This is a genomic window from Caldalkalibacillus thermarum (genome assembly GCF_014644735.1).
Classification (GTDB): domain Bacteria; phylum Bacillota; class Bacilli; order Caldalkalibacillales; family Caldalkalibacillaceae; genus Caldalkalibacillus; species Caldalkalibacillus thermarum.
Window position 1 is genome coordinate 1 of sequence record NZ_BMKZ01000098.1, and the last position, 1,861, is coordinate 1,861.

Here is a 1,861-nt window from a genome sequence, read left to right on the forward strand (position 1 = left end):
CGTATTGTAAAAAGTTTTATATTAAATAAGCTAATAATCCTTGATTTAAGTGGGTTTATAAGCAAAAAACTTGCCACCCCCTAAAATCTTAGGTATTTATGAGGTAACCACACACTCAAAACCTAAGAAAGGAAGTGACAAGTTGTTACCTCAATTATTAACTTATTTACTTACTTATATCAAGTACCAAGATCAAATCATTCGAACGTTACTTACTCTGCTTATCGGAAAAAGCATGTTTGACAAGCCCTCGGAACGTCCTCCAGTCAATAAGCCTTATAGAAAACTACAAGTGGATGATCTCCCGATCATCGAGACTCCAGAAAAGTTAAACTATAAGCTACTGTTACAGGAGTATTTGGAGGCAAAAGGGAAACCTCTCAAGCCCGTTAAAAGACACTCTAAGTCTACAACATCCATACCTTCATCCATGAAATGTCCTAAGTGTGGTGCTCCATCTGAGTATTTGTACGCCAATAATGGAGCGAAAGGACAGTATCGGTGTAAAGTGTGTAGCTGTCTTTTCAGTAATAAAAATCGTTACCTCAAGGAGGCGATACTTAAATGTCCACATTGTTCCAAAACACTTGAGAAAATAAAGGAACGAAAAGACTTTGATATATTCAAGTGCAAAAACAATGACTGCTCTTATTATCAAAAGAAATTAAACGGTCTGTCTAAAAAAGAGAAACAGCAGTTCAAGGATGATCCTCAGGCATTCAAAATGCGCTACATTTTCCGTCAATTTCGCTTTGATTATCAGCCTTTAGCTAAGAAATCTCCCAAGAAGCCTAAAGTTGATTTATCAAGGCTGTATGTGTCCCCACATACATTGGGACTTATCTTAACCTACCATGTGAATTATGGACTATCTGCTCGAAAGACAGCTGCCATCATGAAAGACATTCATGGTGTATCCATTTCACATCAAAGCATTTTAAACTACGAGAACAGTGTGGCACTAACAGTTAAGCCTTATGTCGATCACTATCCTTACGAGCTGTCTGATCAGTTCTGTGGTGATGAGACCTACATCCGTGTCAATGGGCGCTGGCATTATTTATTCTTCTTTTTTGACGCGGTGAAGAAGGTAATTCTGTCTTATCCTGTATCTCCAAATAGAGATACACTGTCTGCCATTAAAGCGATTGATGAGGTGCTACATAAGCTGAGGGAAACACCTCAGGACTTGACCTTCGTAGTGGATGGTAATCCTATATACCTGTTGGCACAACACTTCTTTGCTCAACAGGATATTTCATTTGATGTGAAGCAAGTTATTGGTCTAACCAACGAAGACCCTGTGTCCAAAGAGTACCGACCACTTAAACAAATCGTGGAAAGACTCAATCGGACCTTTAAGGGCAACTACAGATCCACACATGGATTTGGGTCTGAACAAGGGTCTGTGTCGTATGTGACCCTATTTGTTGCTTACTTTAACTTTCTTAGACCACACGCGAAACTAGAAGGTAAAGTACCTGTGATTATCCCAGAATTACGTGATTTACCTCATATGCCTGCCCGATGGGCAAAGCTCATTGAGTTGTCACAGGAATACATCATTGAACAGCAGACAGCCTAGTGCTTATCTGTTTAGCAGAGCCCGAAGTGTAGAAGATCAACCTAGCTCTCGGCGAAGCGAACTCTTGACAAACCGAATCCAGACAAATGGTAAGCTGGATGACCGAGGGCTTATTTAAGTGCGTCTACTTATCTGTTCCCTTCGCCCTCGTTACTTGAAAACGACCATTTGGATGGTGTTTGTCAAGAGCGAGAGCGGTCATGCGTATACAAACCTTAATACTTTACTCCTTCGGAGTAGCTAGCTCTAGTTTTTCATAGAACTTTTTACACTACC

Annotated in this window: 1 protein-coding gene; it reads left to right on the plus strand. The window is 40.2% G+C overall.

What is annotated here, in order from left to right; all coding sequences use genetic code 11:
- Positions 1–142 precede the first annotated feature (142 nt).
- Positions 143–1,585 carry a DDE-type integrase/transposase/recombinase gene (locus IEW48_RS16555; protein ID WP_188624705.1) on the plus strand — a complete coding sequence of 481 codons (1,443 nt, stop codon included), beginning with the start codon at positions 143–145 and terminating at the stop codon, positions 1,583–1,585.
- Positions 1,586–1,861: the final 276 nt, after the last annotated feature.